At 61.4% G+C, this 817-nt stretch carries 1 pseudogene; it reads left to right on the top strand.

The features are described from left to right. A pseudogene (locus IVA78_RS22925) lies at window positions 1-190 on the top strand (adenylate cyclase); the annotation flags it as partial. Window positions 191-817 lie beyond the last annotated feature (627 nt).

Below are 817 nucleotides of genomic sequence, written 5' to 3'. Positions count from 1 at the left end.
TCCTAATTCGCCCGTCGCGTATGCATCCAAGGGGATCGTACTTGTTACGGCGGGACGCGCGGCCGAAGCGTTTTCTCCGATTCAGATCGCTTTGCGCCTAAGCCCCAAAGATCCGCCTGCTGGGACTTGGCGTTTTTTCCTCTGTCACGCTGATGTTCGTCTAGGCCAATACAAGGAAGGTACGTCATGATGGTTGCTTTCCCAACGCCAGCGTCCTTGCCATCGCTATGCCGGGATTCCTTGCTGGTCGACGACCGGCGGCCGGCAGCCTTCCGGCCGATGCGAAGGCGGTTGTGACGATGCGTTCATCCTTCTTCCATCTGCCAAGGCGGACGCGCTCCAACGCCTTCGCATAATTACTCGCTTTGCCGGGCGGGCAAATCACGCCACATGTAAGTCAAGGGGCAGAGCGGAAAAATTCTGATTGACCGAATTCGTATTTTCGGGTAAATCGCAAAACATCCCGGCCCGTCAAAGGGGCGTTTCGCGATCGTCACGATACGTCGGCCGGGATGCGATGGACGCGGCAGCGCCGGCGCGTGACGAGGTGGCAGGGCGGGCTAAGCCTGTGAGCCATCGCGATCCGCGGGATCGACACGGCGCGGTCACAGCGTTTCCTTTCGAGTTCGGGGGCGAGCACGCGCGAGCTTCCGAATGGGTGGGAGGGACGTCCGCGGACGGCAAAAGCGTGTGGTCCTGACGCCCGGGGTCTGTGCGTCAAGTCTTGCGGTGATGTGAGCGGCCCAACCGGACCGCGGCATCAGCCATCGGCAAGGCGACGGGGGCAATAGTGCATCGCTCCCCGGGGAGCAACTGT

This window comes from Bradyrhizobium sp. 137, assembly GCF_023074095.1.
Taxonomy (GTDB): Bacteria; Pseudomonadota; Alphaproteobacteria; order Rhizobiales; family Xanthobacteraceae; genus Bradyrhizobium.
This window is presented reverse-complemented; position numbering and strand designations above follow the sequence as displayed.